This window comes from Vibrio sp. Vb1127 (assembly GCF_033338735.1).
Taxonomy (GTDB): domain Bacteria; phylum Pseudomonadota; class Gammaproteobacteria; order Enterobacterales; family Vibrionaceae; genus Vibrio; species Vibrio alginolyticus.
In genome coordinates, this window is the sequence record NZ_JAWOTF010000012.1 from 129825 (window position 1) to 147429 (window position 17605).

At 45.6% G+C, this 17605-nt stretch carries 13 protein-coding genes; 3 read left to right on the forward strand and 10 right to left on the reverse strand.

The features are described 5' to 3' along the window. Positions 1-65: 65 nt before the first annotated feature. From R7H07_RS16560 to R7H07_RS16575, 4 genes are all read right to left on the reverse strand, one after another. Positions 66-905 carry a 3-keto-5-aminohexanoate cleavage protein gene (locus tag R7H07_RS16560; protein WP_005383736.1) on the reverse strand — a complete coding sequence of 280 codons (840 nt, stop codon included), beginning with the start codon at positions 903-905 and terminating at the stop codon, positions 66-68. Beyond that, positions 896-2227: an aspartate aminotransferase family protein gene (locus R7H07_RS16565; protein WP_206959734.1), complete on the reverse strand. Its 1332-nt coding sequence runs from the start codon at positions 2225-2227 to the stop codon at positions 896-898. The genes R7H07_RS16560 and R7H07_RS16565 overlap by 10 nt, the downstream gene beginning before the upstream one ends. A 208-nt stretch (positions 2228-2435) precedes the next feature. Next, entirely contained in the window at positions 2436-3704 is a 1269-nt protein-coding gene (locus R7H07_RS16570) for an O-acetylhomoserine aminocarboxypropyltransferase/cysteine synthase family protein (protein ID WP_205460833.1), read from the reverse strand. A 117-nt stretch (positions 3705-3821) separates the two neighbouring features. Beyond that, positions 3822-4733, reverse strand: coding sequence for a LysR substrate-binding domain-containing protein (locus tag R7H07_RS16575; RefSeq protein WP_206959736.1), 912 nt, complete (start codon positions 4731-4733; stop codon positions 3822-3824). Between the two features lie 106 nt (positions 4734-4839). Between R7H07_RS16575 and R7H07_RS16580 the strand changes: the two genes are divergently transcribed. Together R7H07_RS16580 and R7H07_RS16585 are read left to right on the forward strand one after the other, a co-directional pair. After that, positions 4840-6096: a D-amino acid dehydrogenase gene (locus R7H07_RS16580; protein ID WP_047102136.1), complete on the forward strand. Its 1257-nt coding sequence runs from the start codon at positions 4840-4842 to the stop codon at positions 6094-6096. A 307-nt stretch (positions 6097-6403) separates the two neighbouring features. Continuing rightward, a complete protein-coding gene (locus R7H07_RS16585) occupies positions 6404-7951 on the forward strand; it encodes an alanine/glycine:cation symporter family protein (protein WP_005381681.1) in 1548 nt (515 codons plus the stop codon). A 100-nt stretch (positions 7952-8051) separates the two neighbouring features. Here the strand turns inward: R7H07_RS16585 and R7H07_RS16590 are convergent, their stop codons facing one another. The 5 genes from R7H07_RS16590 to guaB form a co-directional block, all read right to left on the reverse strand. Continuing rightward, on the reverse strand, positions 8052-8642 hold the full coding sequence (locus R7H07_RS16590) for an acetate uptake transporter (protein WP_005381682.1): 591 nt from the start codon (positions 8640-8642) through the stop codon (positions 8052-8054). Positions 8643-8824: 182 nt separating this feature from the next. After that, the gene (locus tag R7H07_RS16595) at positions 8825-10528 is read right to left on the reverse strand and encodes a chitinase (RefSeq protein WP_025768865.1); all 1704 of its coding nucleotides are present in this window, start codon (positions 10526-10528) and stop codon (positions 8825-8827) included. 212 nt (positions 10529-10740) lie between these two features. Continuing rightward, positions 10741-12264, reverse strand: coding sequence for a Na+/H+ antiporter NhaC family protein (locus R7H07_RS16600; protein WP_132937059.1), 1524 nt, complete (start codon positions 12262-12264; stop codon positions 10741-10743). 165 nt (positions 12265-12429) lie between these two features. Next, complete coding sequence (guaA, locus tag R7H07_RS16605) at positions 12430-13983, reverse strand: glutamine-hydrolyzing GMP synthase (protein ID WP_005381685.1); 1554 nt, start codon at positions 13981-13983, stop codon at positions 12430-12432. Between the two features lie 99 nt (positions 13984-14082). Further along, positions 14083-15549, reverse strand: a complete 1467-nt coding sequence (guaB, locus tag R7H07_RS16610; RefSeq protein ID WP_017633908.1) for an IMP dehydrogenase — start codon at positions 15547-15549, stop codon at positions 14083-14085. Between the two features lie 231 nt (positions 15550-15780). Here guaB and xseA point away from each other — a divergent pair, with 231 nt between their 5' ends. After that, on the forward strand, positions 15781-17112 hold the full coding sequence (gene xseA, locus R7H07_RS16615; protein WP_017633909.1) for an exodeoxyribonuclease VII large subunit: 1332 nt from the start codon (positions 15781-15783) through the stop codon (positions 17110-17112). 13 nt (positions 17113-17125) lie between these two features. Here xseA and R7H07_RS16620 read toward each other — a convergent pair whose 3' ends face one another. Further along, a complete protein-coding gene (locus R7H07_RS16620; protein WP_012842112.1) occupies positions 17126-17350 on the reverse strand; it encodes a zinc ribbon domain-containing protein in 225 nt (74 codons plus the stop codon). Positions 17351-17605: the final 255 nt, after the last annotated feature.

The window sequence follows — 17605 nt, forward strand, 5'->3', positions numbered from 1 at the left end:
CCGAAAAGGCTCCGATGGAGCCTTTTTACTTTCCTTTCTTCTTTTTTTCTTTTCCGCGAGCAGATTTACTTCAAAGCTGAACGCAAACTTTGCGCACTGCGTAAAGGAATCGCAAAGCGATGCGCCACATCGCGTAGAGCTTCCACCTGAGCCGCGTTACTGATTGCTAATTCGCCTGCCACATCGAAGTGGTTATTCTCAAACCCCACTCTAACATCGAATCCAAGTAACATCGCACTCGCTAAACAGTCTTGCTCTCGCGCACCAAAAGCACAAATGGCACATCGAATTTCTTCCTCGACAAAACGCGCCAAATTCAAACCTCGTAAATCCCATGGCGAAGACTGTTGAGCTTGGTGATAACGCCCTAACACCACTAATGCATGCTGATGCGTTTTAGGTAACACGCCCGCATCACGCAGTTGGAAATAACGTTCAATGTCGGTTGCATCGTAGAGAATAATTTGGCTCACGATGTTGTGTTCTGCCACCCAATGGAAAAAGGCATGCCCTTCTTTCTCACTTGCGCGATCAGGGATTAACTCCCTCAATGCAAAAGAAGCCGCTTCTGGTTTCACAGCTTTAACTAACGCCATCTGTTGTGGCGGAGAATACAAGCCCACCGCCTCTGTGGTGAGCTGTACCATCATGTTTTGTCCCACCGCTTCTTTCACGGCATGGTAAATTGCCATGTTGTCGTCGATGTCTAATGAATGACGTCCGTTGGCGTCTCTAGCATGTAAATGGATCATGGCAGCCCCTAGCGTTTGACAAGCGATAGCCTCTGCAACCAGTTCGTCTGTTGTCATGGGTAAGCTGGCGTGATCGTGCTTAGTTTTTCTTGCACCGTTTGGGGCCACGATAATGGCGATAGGTTCTCGCAAATATTGGTTTGCTACTTCCATGTCTCCGCCACCTCTTTTAACGTTAATGAGAGTTTACCGACTAGTTCATCAATATGATGAGACTGAATAATGAATGGCGGTGCGAGCAAAATATGGTGCCCATTAACGCCATCAATCGCTCCGCCCATTGGGTAGCACATTAAGCCATTTTCCATTGCTCGCTGTTTGATGCGTTTGTCTGCCAATGTGGCTTTACTCAGAGGCGCCTTGCTTTCTTTATCCGCCACCAGCTCAATGCCAAAAAACAAGCCTTTACCACGAATGTCGCCAATGTACGGTAAATGGGCCAATGCAGAAGTAAGCTCATTACGCAGCAAAGCACTTTGCTGATTCACCGCCGTTAATAAATCATCTTGGAAGATGGTTTCAATTGTTGCCACGGCAGCAGCGCACGCCACAGGGTGCGCCATAAAGGTATGACCGTGTTGGAAAAAACCGCTTCCATCAGCAATAGCTTGATAGACTCGATCATTCGCAACCACCGCGCCAATAGGTTGATAGCCCGCACCAAGCCCTTTAGCCATACACACCAGATCGGGTTCTGCCTCTTCTTGCTCAAACGCAAAAAAACTGCCACTGCGTCCAACGCCACACATGACTTCATCCAAGATCAATAACACATCGTATTGGTCGCATATTTCGCGAATACGCTTGAAGTAACCTTGTGTGGCAGGCACAGCTCCAGCGGTGGCTCCCACAATGGGCTCAGCGACAAAAGCCATGACATTATCAGCCCCCAACTCAAGAATTTTTGCCTCTAGCTCATTCGCCGCTCGCAATGAGTAATCCAATTCCGACTCATGACTCTGCTGATAACGATAAGCATAGCAAGGGGCGATATGATGGCTCGGGTGTAAGATGGGTTTGAACGGTTCACGTCGCCATTCATTACCTCCGACAGCCAGAGCCCCCAAGGTATTACCGTGATAACTTTGCTGACGCGCGATGAATTGCTTTTTCTCTGGCTTACCTGATTCCACGAAATACTGCCGCGCCATTTTTAGTGCCGACTCCACCGCTTCTGATCCTCCACTGACTAAATACACATGGTTGAACTGTTCAGGCATGTACTGACAAATCAATTCTGCTAGGCGCTCACTGTTGTCACTAGTAAAAAATCCAGTATGAGCAAATGGCACTCGCTCGATCTGTTCCAACATGGCTTTTTTAACGGCGTGATGACTGTGGCCAAGGTTTGATACCGCAGCACCACCACAAGCATCGAGATACTGCTTTCCATGCTTATCGAATAGATAAACACCTTCACCTCTATCGATGATTGGTAGCGTGGCATGGCAATGACGGTGAAATACGTAAGACATTTGAGTCCCTTCCAATGTGTAATACTTGCACACATCATCAGGAACAAACCCAAACGTGACAAGAGAATAAATCTCACCCTCTATGAGCTTTTGGAATGCCACAAACCAAAAACACCAAAACCCTTGATATTTAAACAATAAAATAAAAATAGGCCAGCTTTTTTAAAGGCTGGCCTATGGGTAACCCAAAGCTAAAAACAGAATCGTTTTACGAGTTTAGTGCCTGTTCTAAATCGGCTAGAATATCGTCAATATGTTCAATACCCACCGATAAACGAATCATCTCTGGAGACACACCAGCTTGTTTTTGTTCTGCTTCGCTCAATTGACGATGAGTCGTCGATGCAGGATGGCAAGCCAATGATTTTGCATCGCCAATGTTCACCAAACGCTTAAAGATTTTCAAAGCATCATAAAAACGCACACCAGCGTCATAACCATCTTTTAAACCAAACGACAAAATCGCAGAAGGCTTACCTTTCATGTATTTTTCGGCGAGATGGAAGTGTTCAGAACTTGGCAATCCGGCATAACTTACCCAACTGACTTTGTCATTCTGTTCCAAGAATTCAGCCACTTTGAGTGTGTTCTCGGTATGGCGCTCCATACGCAGCGGTAACGTTTCTAACCCTTGCATAAGCATAAATGCATTCATCGGTGATAATGCGGCTCCGGTATTACGCAGTGGTACGGTACGCGCACGCCCGATAAATGCCGCCTCACCAAACGCTTCGGTATACACCACGCCGTGGTAAGAAGGTTCTGGTTGGTTGAAAACAGGAAAGCGGTCTTTGTGCTGTGCCCAAGGGAATTTACCGGAATCCACAATCACGCCACCTAATGTGGTGCCATGCCCACCAACGTATTTAGTGAGAGAGTGAACTACGATATCCGCACCAAATTCGATGGGTTTGCAAAGCACTGGCGTCGCAACGGTGTTATCCACAATCACAGGTACGCCTTGTGCATGAGCAAGCTCCGCCACACGTTCTAAATCGATGATATTGCCCGCAGGGTTCCCAATGCTCTCGCAGTACACCGCTTTGGTATTTTCATCAATTAATTCGGCCAAACTTTCTGGCTTGTCATCTTTAGCAAACTTCACCTGAATACCTTGATTTGGGAGCATGTGCGCAAACAAGGTATAAGTACCGCCATAAAGTTGCGGCGTAGAAACGATGTTATCGCCCGCTTGCGCTAACGTCAGAATCGCATAGTTAATCGCTGCACTCCCCGCACTCACGACCAATCCAGCAATGCCGCCTTCTAACGCTGCCATGCGTTTTTCCAGCACGTCATTAGTCGGATTCATGATGCGAGTGTAGATATTCCCCGGCACTTCCAAGTTAAACAGATCAGCACCATGCTGCGCGTTGTCAAACTCGTACGCGACTGTTTGATAAATCGGCGTCGCGACAGATTTAGTGGTAGGGTCAGTTTCATAACCAAAATGGATGGATAGCGTTTCGTCTTTCATGTTCTTCCCTGTCTTTCATCACTCAAATAGCGGCAAGAAAAGCACTTACCTTGCTTAAAACTTATATTGCCCAATTTTTCAACAAATAACGTAGGGATGAATCACAGAGATAAAACGCTATTTCAACTGTCCAAGTAACCAGTGACGAAACGTTTCTGTCGCATTCGTACGTGTGTTCATGATCAAGTAATACCCTGCATTAGCAGGAATCGGTTTGAATGGAGAAACCAAACGCTCTGTCGTCAATTCATCCTCAATCAGTGCCATTCGTGCCATCGCAATCCCAACGCCTGCTTCGGCTGCAGACATTGCCATATCCGTTCGATTAAAAAAGTGTCCGATATCGGTTTTAAAATCCAACCCCATCGCTGACGCCCAATATAGCCACTCATAGTCACGCGTCGCTTTTTCCCATGGCATCGCATCGTGTAGTAGCGTCGCCTCTTGCCATTGCTTCACTGGCATTGAGTTTTTTTGCTCACCAAACAACGTTTTTAGCCAGCCATGATCCTCAAGGTATTTTGGACTCATCACCGGTAGCAGATGCTCATCCAAAATCAGCTCCGCGTTAGCATTTCTATAAGGATGAAGACCATAGTCAATTGCGACGTCATAGTCTTTTATCTCACTATTTACCAGCGCACCTTCCGCAAAGATTTGTACTTGGATATCCGGATTATCATGATGGAAGCTTTCGAGCTTTGGGACTAACCATTTGAAAGCAAAAGAAGGCGTCAACTTCAAACGAATTTCATTGGTTTGCTTTTCTACTTTGAGCTCATCAAGCAATTTGCTCAGTTCCGAAAAGTGAAACTGCGTCGCTTGGTGTAACTGAGTGCCTTTTACGGTTAAACGAATACCGCGAGAGTGGCGTTCAAATAAAGTAAAACCTAATAACGCTTCTAAATGAATAATTTGTTGGCTTATGGCACCAGTGGTGAGGTGTAAATGTCTTGCGGCACCAGTAAAGCTGCTGTACTCCGCGACTTGGCTAAATAGGCACAAACCACTTATCAGATTACTTTTCATCCTTGAGCCTATAGTTTTTCTAAACGCAGTGTGTAATTTATATCGATTGTTAACAAAAGGTAAAGAAAAGAAACTGAGCACTCTGATAAATGTGTGGAGTGCATCAATGGAAGTCATCGTATTAGGCAGCGGCGTTATCGGCTTAACCTCTGCTTGGTATTTATCTCAAGCAGGCTATCAAGTTACCGTCATTGACCGCCAACCAAGCAGTGCCATGGAAACGAGCTTCGCCAATGCCGGGCAGATCTCATATGGTTACTCTTCACCTTGGGCTGCGCCTGGTGTTCCTGTTAAAGCCATTAAGTGGTTAATGGAAGAGCATGCTCCACTTAAAATCAAACCCACCCTGAATGCCGACATGATCCGCTGGGCGAGTAAAATGGTCGCGAATTGCACCCTACCTCGCTATCAAGTTAACAAGGCTCGCATGCTTTCTATCGCTAACCACAGCCGTATTTGCTTAGAACAGTTACGCCAAGAACACGCCATTGAGTATCAAGGGCGTCAGTTTGGGACCTTGCAAGTATTCCGAACACATCAACAGCTGCAAGCTATTGAAAAGGACATGCAGCTCCTTGAACAAAGCGGAACCCGATTTAAGCTAATGGACGTCGAACAATGTATTGAACAAGAGCCAGGGCTTGCACTTGTGAAAGACAAACTGGTTGGTGGCTTGCATCTACCTGATGACGAAACGGGCGATTGCCATCAATTTTGCCAACAACTAACGGAGCTTGCTAAGGCACACGGTGTCCGATTTGAGTTCGATACTGAAGTAAGCAATTGGGTTACAGTAGGCAAAAAGATCATAGGTGTCCAAACGAACCGAGGACAATTTAAAGCAGACCAGTATGTGGTGGCCTCTGGCAGCTACTCTACAGCGCTACTCAAGCAACTCGATATTGATATTCCGGTCTACCCTGTCAAAGGCTATTCACTCACCATCCCGATGGAAGATGAACACTTCTCTCCTCGATCTACTGTGATGGATGAAACCTATAAAGTCGCTATGACTCGATTTGATGACAGAATTCGCGTAGCTGGCACCGCAGAATTAGCAGGGTTTGATGCTTCCCTTCCACAAAAGCGCAAAAACACCATCGAAATGGTCATCCGTGATCTTTTTCCTCGTTGTGGTGACTTCAGCCAAGCTGAGTTTTGGAGCGGCTTTAGGCCAATGACGCCTGATGGCACACCAATTATCGGTGCGACTAAATACGATAACCTTTTTACTAACACCGGACACGGAACTCTGGGCTGGACGATGGCTTGTGGCTCAGGTCAATTGCTAGCAAGCGTAATGAAAGGTGAAAAAGCAAAAGTGATGGATAATGCGGAGCTTAACCTTTGTCGTTACGCCTGAGGACATGACTGAACAAAAAACAGGCAGACACTTACTCCACAAAATGCATACCCACTGGCATTTTTAACTCATCAAAATCGCAGCACATTTAAATGACAATGTGCTGCATAATTAATCATCAGGCAAATCTTCTACCTAAAAGGAGCAAATAAGCAACAAGAACCAAATTTTAACAACTACTCTCCATTCTGTGTTCATCATCACGCTACAAAGGATTTGTAGCTAAAAAAGTTAACAATTGCATTACATAAAGGGTAATGTATTGTGTGAAAAACAACCACAAACACAACTAACAGGGAAAATACTCATGCAGTCATTAGTTGATTTTCTGAATGGAATTATTTGGAGCCCGGTACTGATCTATTTGTGCCTTGGCGCAGGTTTGTTCTATTCAATCATGACGCGTTTTGTACAAATTCGTCACTTCTTTGAGATGTGGCGCTTATTACTTTCAGGGAAGAGTTCAACAAAAGGGATATCATCATTTCAGGCACTTGCCGTTTCACTATCTGGCCGTGTAGGTACAGGTAACATTGCTGGTGTTGCCGCTGCTATCGGTTTCGGTGGCCCAGGCGCCGTATTCTGGATGTGGGTCGTTGCCTTCTTTGGCGCTGCAACCGCATACGCAGAATCAACACTTGCACAAATTTATAAAGAAGAAGACGAAGGCGAGTTCCGTGGTGGCCCTGCTTACTATATTGAGAAAGCAATGGGACAAAAATGGTACGCTTGGATCTTTGCTATCGCGACCATCTTTGCTTGTGGTGTTCTACTTCCTGGCGTTCAATCGAACAGTATCGGTAACGCAGTAGAAGCCGCATTTGGCTCAGGTGACATGATTGAAACCGCTATTGGTACCTTCAGTTTTGCTAAAATTTTCACTGGTACGGTTGTTTGTGTCATTTTGGCTTTCATCATTTTTGGTGGCGTAAAGCGTATCGCGAACTTTACCCAAGTCGTTGTGCCATTTATGGCGTTAGCTTACATCATTACTGCGTTTGTCATCATCCTTCTAAACATTGGTGAGGTTCCACGCATTTTCGGCATGATCATTGGTGACGCATTCACACCAATGGCAGGCGTTGGTGCAGCAATCGGCTGGGGTGTAAAACGTGGTGTCTACTCCAACGAAGCAGGTCAAGGTACTGGTCCTCACGCAGCAGCAGCAGCGAGTGTTGATCACCCAGCTCAGCAAGGTCTTGTTCAATCTTTCTCTATTTACATCGATACACTACTTGTGTGTTCAGCAACCGCGTTCATGATTCTTATCACTGGCGCGTACAACGTAAATGGTGCAATTGAAGGTACATTCCTGGTTCAAAACCTACCAGCGGATATTGGTGCAAATGGTCCTGTGTTTACACAGATGGCGATCGAAAGCGCACTACCTGGCGTGGGTAAACCATTCATCGCAATCGCTCTATTCTTCTTCGCGTTTACGACCATTCTGGCTTACTACTACATTGCAGAAACGAACATTGCTTACATTCGTCGTACGTTCAAAGTAAATGGACTGATGTTTATTCTGAAAGTCATCATTATTTCATCCGTGTTCTACGGAACCGTGAAAACCGCCAACTTAGCATGGGCGATGGGTGATGTAGGCGTAGGACTGATGGCGTGGCTAAACATCATCGGTATTTTGATCATCTTCTTTATGTCGAAGCCTGCACTCAAAGCACTGAACGACTACGAAGAGCAACAAAAACGTGGTGTGACCGATTTTACATTTAACCCTGTTGCACTGGGCATTAAAGGCGCAGATTACTGGGAAGATAAGTACCGACGTAAAACGGGTAAAGCACCAACGGCAGACAGCAATAGCGCAGAAACTGTTGAGCAACCATCAACATAGCGTTATCACATAAATAAGAAAAAGCAGTGGTCCGATTGAGGACATAAAAAAGGGGGATTAACCAATGGTTAATCCCCCTTTCTTCATTATGAGTAGCAGCTTAGGCGATAACCGCTTCAACTTTACGAGCGATTTTTGCTTTACCTACAGGTAACACTTCACGACCAAATTCGTTGTTCAGTACTTGTGCCATTGCGAAGTAAATTGCACTTGCGCCACAGAAGATACCCTCGAAGCCAGCGATAGCACCGATCACTTCGCTACCAGTGAAATCACGAGCAGCAAGCAAGAAGAACAGGATAGTTAGAGAGCCAAATACCACTTGCTTCGCTGTTGGGTAACATAGAGAACCAATGAACATGAAACCAGTGAAGATGCCCCAAAGCGCTAGGTACCAACCCATAAAGCTTGCAGGGCTTGCAGGAAGACCCATGTGAGGCATTACGATTAGACCAACCAATGTTAGCCAAAATAGACCGTAAGAAGTAAACGCAGTTGTGCCGAATGTATCACCGCGTTTAAAGCACATGATGCCAACGATTACTTGGCTAAGGCCACCGTAAAAGATGCCCATCGCTAGAATCATAGAGTCAATTGGGAAAAATCCTGCATTATGAATATTGAGCAGAATAGTGGTCATACCGAAACCCATAAGACCTAGCGGTGCTGGGTTAGCCAGTTTTGTCGACATGTACAAATACCTTTTTTCAAAAATGTTGATAAAAAATGCGCGCGAATTTTAATGGGCTCCAGAACAAAAGAGAAAAGCTGTTATTGAAAACTTAGATTCCATAAATAAACCACTACATATATAAAAAAAGACCCTGCAAAAAAGCAGAGTCTTTATAGATGGTTAGGTTGTTTTTTACTCGATCACTGACAAGAAATCTCGTCCCAGAACCAGTTGCTTTGCGTTGGGCTTTCCCACACTCCTGGGCCATTTTTCGCAACAAAACATTTGTTTTGGTACGTAACTTTATCGCCGTTAGCGACTTGCGTTACACCCGGCTCCCACTGAATAAAATTGCCTGTCACTGGTGGTTCTGGCTCGGTTACTGGCGGCTCAGGTTCTGTGACGGGCGGCTCTGGCTCAGTCACCGGTGGTTCAGGTTCCGTTGTAGGCGGCTCCGTAGGAGTGCCTGAAACCAGCTTCCAAGGGTCTCCTTTCGTTGGCTCATTACCTTGTGACCACCATTTCGCTTCGTAAACAGCACCTTGGTAAGAAACTTGATCACCCGTGTTATATACTTTGCCAGAATCCCAAGCTGCTACACCACCTACAGGCGGATCGACCGGATCCACTGGATCTAACTTGTCAACTACACGAACTTCTGGCCAACCCGCATGAGATTGGTAGAAGTTAGTTACACATTTCTCATAATCACCCGCAACTAGCGCAGAGTAAGCCGTTTGGAAACCAACAAGTTCACATTCAAAAGAGTGGCCTCCCGGACGATCTGAGTAGTATTTCCAGTTTCCATCCCAGTTGGTGTACAACACGTCTGTCGCACCATTCAGATTTAAGCTACCGTAAGGCGTCTGCTGCCAACAGGTATTGGTCTCATCGGCTTCAATTGGAATTTGATAATGGGCGGCAAGACCTTCCCAATAACGAATACGGTTAACAGGTTGACCTTTATCCTTGTTTTGCTCACCACACTCAATACCACCATTGATCACGTTGATGGTGGTACCAAAGCCGTAACCAATGCCAGCATCAAGCTCACGCTGTGAAGGCACCCAAGTACGGTCAATCACATGTAGCATTGCAGGTTTCGGTGCTTGTGGGGTTAGGAAGAACCAGATAGCCGATGCTAAGTTCAGCCACGAATCCGCAACCAAGCCTGGATTTTTTAGCAATACAGATGCATCACCATCAAACATCACTTCAGAGAACGCGCCATAGTTAAAATGGTAAGAAAGCTGTTTTGCACCACGTCCAAAGTAACCTTGTCCAGGTTCACATGGCCAGCGTTTGTTTTGCCAGTCATTTTGACCACAACCTGTTGTGTAACCTTCTTGCCCTTCAGACCATCCCATTTCTCGCACATGAACCAAAGCTTGCTGCCACTCTTCCAACCCTAGCGGATTATCCGATACGTTATCGATCGAAATATGGCCACCGGTTTCTTGTGCAAAGTGAGCAAACGCTGTCATGATCGATTTTTTACAAATTGCATCCGAATCACGACCGTCTGTGTACTCACCACAGAATGCAGGGAACTTACCAATTGCACGTAGGAAACGCGTGTAAGTGTATTCAGGTGCCGCCATTTGAGTCAGGAAGTCCCACTCACTTTCGGGGAATACACGCTCTACACGCTTCACGTTTTCTGGGTTGGTTGTCGCCCCTGGAACAATCGCTTCAACTACTGAGTTCGGGCGTGTCTCTAATGCTTGTGACCAAATGGCATACATAGGATCAGAAGTTTTGCTTTGCTCTACGGCTTGAACGTCACCACGAGCAATAACATAACCATTCGGATTTTGCGGATCGGGCTGAATATTCATACTCGCATTCACTTGTGCTGCTAAGACACAACTCAATGCAAGAGGAAGATGTTTGAGTGCAAACATGTCTAGTCTCCGGATTTCAACAATACAATATACGAGGAATAACTAGACATATAGTGGATCATATATACGAAACACCGAGCCAAGTACGTTGATTCTGCGAGACAAAATGAATAAATAGGTCCTCACACACATTTTGTCACAAGAAAAATGTTACCTTGACTCAAAAGAAAAGCGGAGACCCTGTGAGCCTCCGCTTTGTGATGTTTCTCTCTTTATTGTTCTGCCGAAACCACCTCTAGCTTCGCGGTTGACTTTTGTTTAGACAGCACAAAATAAACCACACACTGAGAAATGATTGCGGCAAGCACAATCACTGGTGAGGCGTTGATTCCAGCTAAAAGAAAACACCCTAATGCGATCATTCCATTGAGTAATGCGTAAGGCAATTGTGTACGGAAGTGCTCATACTGTTCACACCCCGCTCCTGTCGACGACAAAATCGTAGTTTCAGAGATGGGAGAACAGTGATCGCCAAACAAGCCACCAGATAATACCGCACCAATACAAACCAACAGTGGTGCATCAATCGCAACGGCAGTTGGGATCACTAATGGCATCATGATGGCGAACGTCCCCCAAGATGATCCCGTAGCGAATGAGATAACACCAGCAAGCAAAAAGGCGACTGCTGGCAATAGCCAGTACGGGAAACCGGCTTGAGCTTGTTCAGCAATGTATGCAGCTGCACCTAATTCTTTCCCAACCGAGCTAAGCGCCCAAGCCAATACCAGAATCACCGCCACTGACATCATGTTTGACATCCCTTTCAGATAAACCTGAATACCATCCGAAAGCTTTCTTACGCCATAAAACGCCATCAGCGCAATTAAAGTGAAGGCCGCGAAGAAATATGCAGAAGAAAGTGCAGCCCTAAACGTTGATCCTGCCACTTTTTGAAATGGAAAACCGTGTGGCACGAGGATGGTACATAGAACCACCAGCATAACGAGCAGCGGGGCCCATACAAAACTAGATTTTGCATCTTTATGCGTAAACACATTCATGGACTCCTGCACTTTCCCAAAGTCAGAGCCCTGCTCTGCTAGTTGTTCAGCCTTCGCCATCGGTCCGAAATCTAATTTGAAGAAAGAGACAATCGGCACAATCGCGATCGCAAGAAAGGCGTAAAACTGATACGGGATCGCACCAATGAAAGCATCCCAATCACTCATACTGACATTCAGGGCAGTAAACTCTTTTTGAATCAATCCCATGATGTAAACGCCCCATCCGATAAAAGGGATCAAGATTGCGACGGGAGAGGAAGTAGAGTCGATAATAAAAGCTAATTTTTGGCGTGATACTTTTAACTTATCAAATAAAGGGCGAAAAACAGGGCCAACAATCAGTGGTGTACCAAGGTCTGAGAAGAAAATAACCACACCACCGAACCATGCGGACAGTTGAGCTTGGCATTTACTCGCAACCCATTGAGTAACCTTTTTAGCAAACGCCACACCACCGCCAGATTTCTCCATCAAGGCAACAAAGCCACCAATAAAGACCAAGAGCAAAATGACGCCCGCATTGTAGCTGTCAGTTAATTGCGGCAGTAGATAGCTTTTCATCAATGCACTAAACGAGTCTAGTGGCCCTTTTTCGACAAATGTCCCTTCGAGCATAGCGACACCACTCACCACACCGGCGAATAAACCAACAACGACATTTCTTGTGGTCAGCGCGAGGAAAAGAGTAATAAGGATGGGAATGAGAGAGGTAACGTCAGCCTGTTCCATAGCAATACCATTTATGATAATCAAACAATTAAAATGAATATATATTTAATTTAACCGCATGTATATATCTCTCACAAAAAAGTTGAGCCACCTCTTCACAAACTTGAAGTACAAAAAAACCAGCCCGAAGGCTGGTTCTTATAAACTCAACTGTCTAGAGGAAAATTATTCCCACTCGATAGTCGCTGGTGGCTTACCTGAAATGTCGTAAACAACACGAGAAATGCCATCAACTTCGTTGATAATACGGTTAGATACCTTACCTAGGAAGTCGTATGGTAGGTGCGCCCAGTGTGCCGTCATAAAGTCGATGGTTTCTACCGCACGTAGAGACACAACCCAATCGTACTTACGGCCATCGCCCATTACACCAACAGAACGTACTGGTAGGAATACCGTGAACGCTTGAGATACTTTGTTGTATAGATCAGCTGCGTGAAGCTCTTCAATAAAGATAGCATCAGCACGACGTAGCAAATCACAGTACTCTTTCTTGATTTCACCAAGAACACGAACACCTAGACCAGGACCCGGGAATGGGTGGCGGTAAAGCATGTTGTAAGGCAGGCCTAATTCTAGACCAATCTTACGAACTTCATCTTTGAACAACTCACGTAGTGGCTCAACAAGACCCATTTCCATGTCATCTGGAAGACCGCCCACGTTGTGGTGCGATTTGATCACGTGCGCTTTACCAGTCTTAGATGCAGCTGACTCGATTACATCAGGATAAATCGTACCTTGAGCTAGCCATTTCGCGTTTTTCAGCTTCTTAGACTCTTCATCGAATACATCTACGAATACGTGACCGATAGTCTTACGCTTCTCTTCTGGGTCAGACTTGCCTTCAAGTGCTTTTAGGAAGCGTTCTTCAGCGTCAACCTTGATGATGTTCAAACCAAATTGGTCGCCGAACATATCCATTACTTGTTGACCTTCGTTTAGACGAAGTAGACCGTTATCAACAAATACACACGTTAGCTTGTCGCCGATTGCGCGGTGAACCAGCATCGCAACTACCGATGAATCAACACCACCAGATAGACCTAGGATAACTTCGTCGTCACCCACTTGCTCTTTAATGCGAGCAACCGCGTCTTCGATGATAGATTCCGAAGTCCATAGACGCTCACAGCCACATACGCCAAGAACAAAGTTCTCAAGCATTTGTAGGCCACCTTTTGTGTGTGTCACTTCTGGGTGGAACTGAACACCGTAGTATTTCTTCTCTTCGTTCGCCATCGCAGCGTAAGGACAAGTGTCTGTCTCACCAACTTTTACGAAATCGGCTGGGATCTCTACTACTTTGTCGCCATGGCTCATCCAAACGTCTTGAGTTGCTTCAAGGTCTTTAAATAGAGCACATTCACCAGAAACTTTAACCTGAGCGTAGCCAAACTCACGTTCGTTAGAGCCCGCTACTTTGCCTCCTAACTGTTCCGCCATGGTTTGCATGCCGTAACATACGCCAAGCAAAGGAACACCGGAATCAAACACATATTGAGGCGCGCGTGGAGAGTTCTCTTCCGTTACGCTTTCTGGACCGCCAGATAGGATAATGCCATCTGGGTTGAATTCGCGAATATCCGCTTCTTCTACATCCCAGCTCCATAGTTCACAGTAAACGCCGATTTCACGTACGCGGCGTGCTACTAATTGAGTGTACTGAGAACCGAAGTCCAAGATCAGAATACGTTGGTCATGGATATTTTTAGTCATTTTGAGCAGTCTTTTTAAGGCTAAGTGATTAAAACCGAGGCGAGTGTACTCGCCTCTTCTTAATGCTTCAAGGAAAAAGCAAACGTTTCCGTTAGGTGATTAGTTCCCTAGACGGTAGTTCGGCGCTTCCTTAGTAATTTGAACATCGTGTACATGAGACTCTTGCATACCTGCACCAGAGATACGTACAAATTCAGCTTTCGTACGCATATCTTCGATAGTTGCAGAACCAGTTAGACCCATGCTTGAACGTAGACCACCCATTTGTTGGTGTACGATCTCTTTTAGACGGCCTTTGTATGCGATACGACCTTCAATGCCTTCTGGTACTAGCTTGTCCGCTGCGTTGTCAGACTGGAAGTAACGGTCAGAAGAACCTTGAGACATAGCACCAAGAGAACCCATGCCGCGGTAAGACTTGTAAGAACGGCCATTGTATAGAATCACTTCACCCGGCGCTTCTTCAGTACCAGCAAACATAGAACCAACCATCACACATGATGCGCCAGCTACGATTGCTTTACAGATATCACCTGAGAAACGGATACCACCGTCAGCAATAACCGGAATACCATAATCATTAGCCACTTCTGCCGCATCTGCGATTGCAGTGATTTGTGGAACTCCCACACCCGTTACAATACGAGTTGTACAGATAGAACCAGGGCCGATACCAACTTTCACTGCGCTTACGCCAGCTTCGATTAGTGCTTTAGCACCAGCACCTGTTGCTACGTTACCACCGATGATGTCTAGATCTGGGTAAGCAGCGCGAGTTTCGCGGATGCGGTTTAGTACACCTTCAGAATGTCCGTGTGAAGAGTCGATAAGTAGAATGTCAACGCCTGCTTCAACTAGAGCAGCAACACGCTCTTCGTTACCCGCACCAGCACCAACTGCTGCGCCAACACGTAGGCGACCACGCTCATCTTTACATGCGTTTGGTTTACGTTCTGCTTTGTGGAAGTCTTTCGCAGTAATCATACCGGTTAGTTGGAACTCATCATTCACAACCAATACTTTCTCTACACGAGCTTCGTGCATTTTCTCTTGCACTTCTTCTCGTGTTGCACCTTCTTTAACTGCTGCCAACTTCTCTTTTGGCGTCATTACTGAAGATACTTTCTTAGAAAGGTCCGTCACAAAACGAACGTCACGACCAGTGATAATACCAACAAGCTCATTGCTCTCAGTGACAACAGGGAAACCTGCAAAACCATGCTTTTCAGTGAGTGCAACAACATCAGCGATGGTCGCGTCAGGGTTTACAGTAACCGCGTCAGTTACCATACCAGCTTCGAACTTCTTAACTTTACGAACTTCGGCTGCCTGCTGCTCAATAGACATGTTCTTGTGGATAAAGCCAATGCCACCCTCTTGCGCTAGCGCAATTGCTAGACGAGCTTCAGTAACAGTGTCCATAGACGCTGAAATCATTGGGATGTTTAGGGTGATGTTCTTAGTTAGCTGAGTGCGAAGATCAGCTGTGTTTGGGAGAACGGTGGAGTGTGCTGGCACAAGTAGTACGTCATCGAATGTCAGCGCTTCTTTGGCAATTCTTAGCATTTGCAATATCTCACAATTAGAGGAGTAAAAAGACAATCCAATCTCATCGTTTCGCATAATGAGGGTAACCAGTTTTAGGTTGTTGGCTACATTTGGATTAGATATTGCGGAGGGATTATACGGTTAACGCAATCGCTTGACCACAAATTTTTTAATTTTTTTCTTGCAATTACCCCCTTGCTATGTATTATATTGCCGCTAATTTCCATACTCACGTCTAAGAGATTAGCTGTGCTCTCCAAGACCAATCAAAACATCTTTACTGTTTCTCGTCTCAACGCAGAAGTTCGCTTACTCCTTGAAAACGAAATGGGGATCGTTTGGCTCGTCGGAGAGATATCCAACTTTTCAGCTCCTGTCTCTGGTCACTGGTACCTCACTCTTAAAGACTCTCGCGCTCAAGTTAAATGTGCCATGTTTCGTGGTAACAATCGCCGCGTTACTTTCAAGCCCGCTAACGGTAATCAAGTCCTAGTAAAAGCTCGTCTTTCTCTTTATGAGCCTCGCGGTGACTACCAATTGATCATCGAAAGCATGCAACCGGAAGGTGATGGCCGTCTTCAACAAGAGTTTGAAGAGCTGAAAATGAAGCTTGCAGCAGAAGGGTTGTTCGCGCAAATCAATAAGCAATCTTTGCCTGAGCACCCTAAACGTGTTGGCGTCATCACATCGAAAACTGGTGCCGCGCTTTACGATATCTTAGACGTATTGAAACGTCGTGATCCTTCCCTACCTGTTGTGATTTATCCGACAGTGGTACAAGGTGAGGACGCAGCCATTCAAATTGCACAAGCCATTGGTCGCGCTAACAGCCGTGATGAATGTGATGTGCTAATTGTGGGCCGAGGTGGTGGTTCATTAGAAGACTTATGGTGCTTTAACAACGAGATATTAGCTCGCACGATTGCAGCAAGCCAAATTCCTATTATTAGCGCCGTTGGACATGAAGTTGACGTGACAATAGCTGATTTTGTCGCCGACGTACGCGCGCCTACTCCATCAGCAGCCGCTGAGCTAGTAAGCCGTGATAACAGCCACAAAGATCAAGCTTTAGTTACCCGCCAGCATAAGTTAGCGAGCGCGATGCGTTACTACCTAGCACAACAAAAGCAGCAATCTGCTCAATTAGTGCACCGTCTAGAGAGACAGCACCCAAGCTATCGCTTGCAACGTCAGACGCAACAGTTAGATGAGTTGGACATGCGCTTACAGCGAGCGATGAGTCGTTTTATTGCCTTGCGTCAACAGCGAATCGAGCGTCAACATTATCGGCTGCAATTAAATTCTCCTGTAACACGCCTTGCCGAGCAGAAGTCGAAGCTAGAACGTGTTGAGCAAAAGCTCATGGATGCAATGGATCGCAAGTTACTGACTATGCGCCATCAACTCGCGATTGCTGCAGAGAAGTTAGACACCGTCAGCCCACTAGCGACATTGAAACGAGGTTACTCAATTACTCAAACTGAGCAAGGAAAAGTAATTACTCAATCTTCAGATGTAAAATCGGGAGATGTATTGATTACTCGATTAGCCGAAGGCGACGTTCGCTCTACCGTTAACTGAATACAAACTCTGGTTAACTGATTTTCTGGAACTCAAATCGGACACGTGATTTTGACTTGAGTTCATTACACACATTGCAAAAGTAACTCGCAGCACCGCATGCTTGCAGCTTCTCCAGCTCCGCCTCACAATCAGGGCAAAAACCTACTTTTTTAAAATCCGATTCACACTGTGCACAATGGTATTGTCCTGTCCATTCCAGTTCGACATTGCAAGTCGGGCAAATGTTCTGCTGCATATCCCGTTCCTCTCTCTAAACTAAGCAATTTCGAGTAACGCATGCTACTCAAAATAACGAACAAGTATGTTGATCTTCATCACCGCCCCAACAAGTTTCACGAGGCGTTAACCATACTTGATACGTAGGATCTTATACTGATCGTCTGATATTTACTCCTTGATCAGCGATCACCCCTTAAAAGAATATTTATATAACCACACACCGAAAGCATAAGTTACATATTCTGCATTCCAATTTAAGACAGAATAAAAA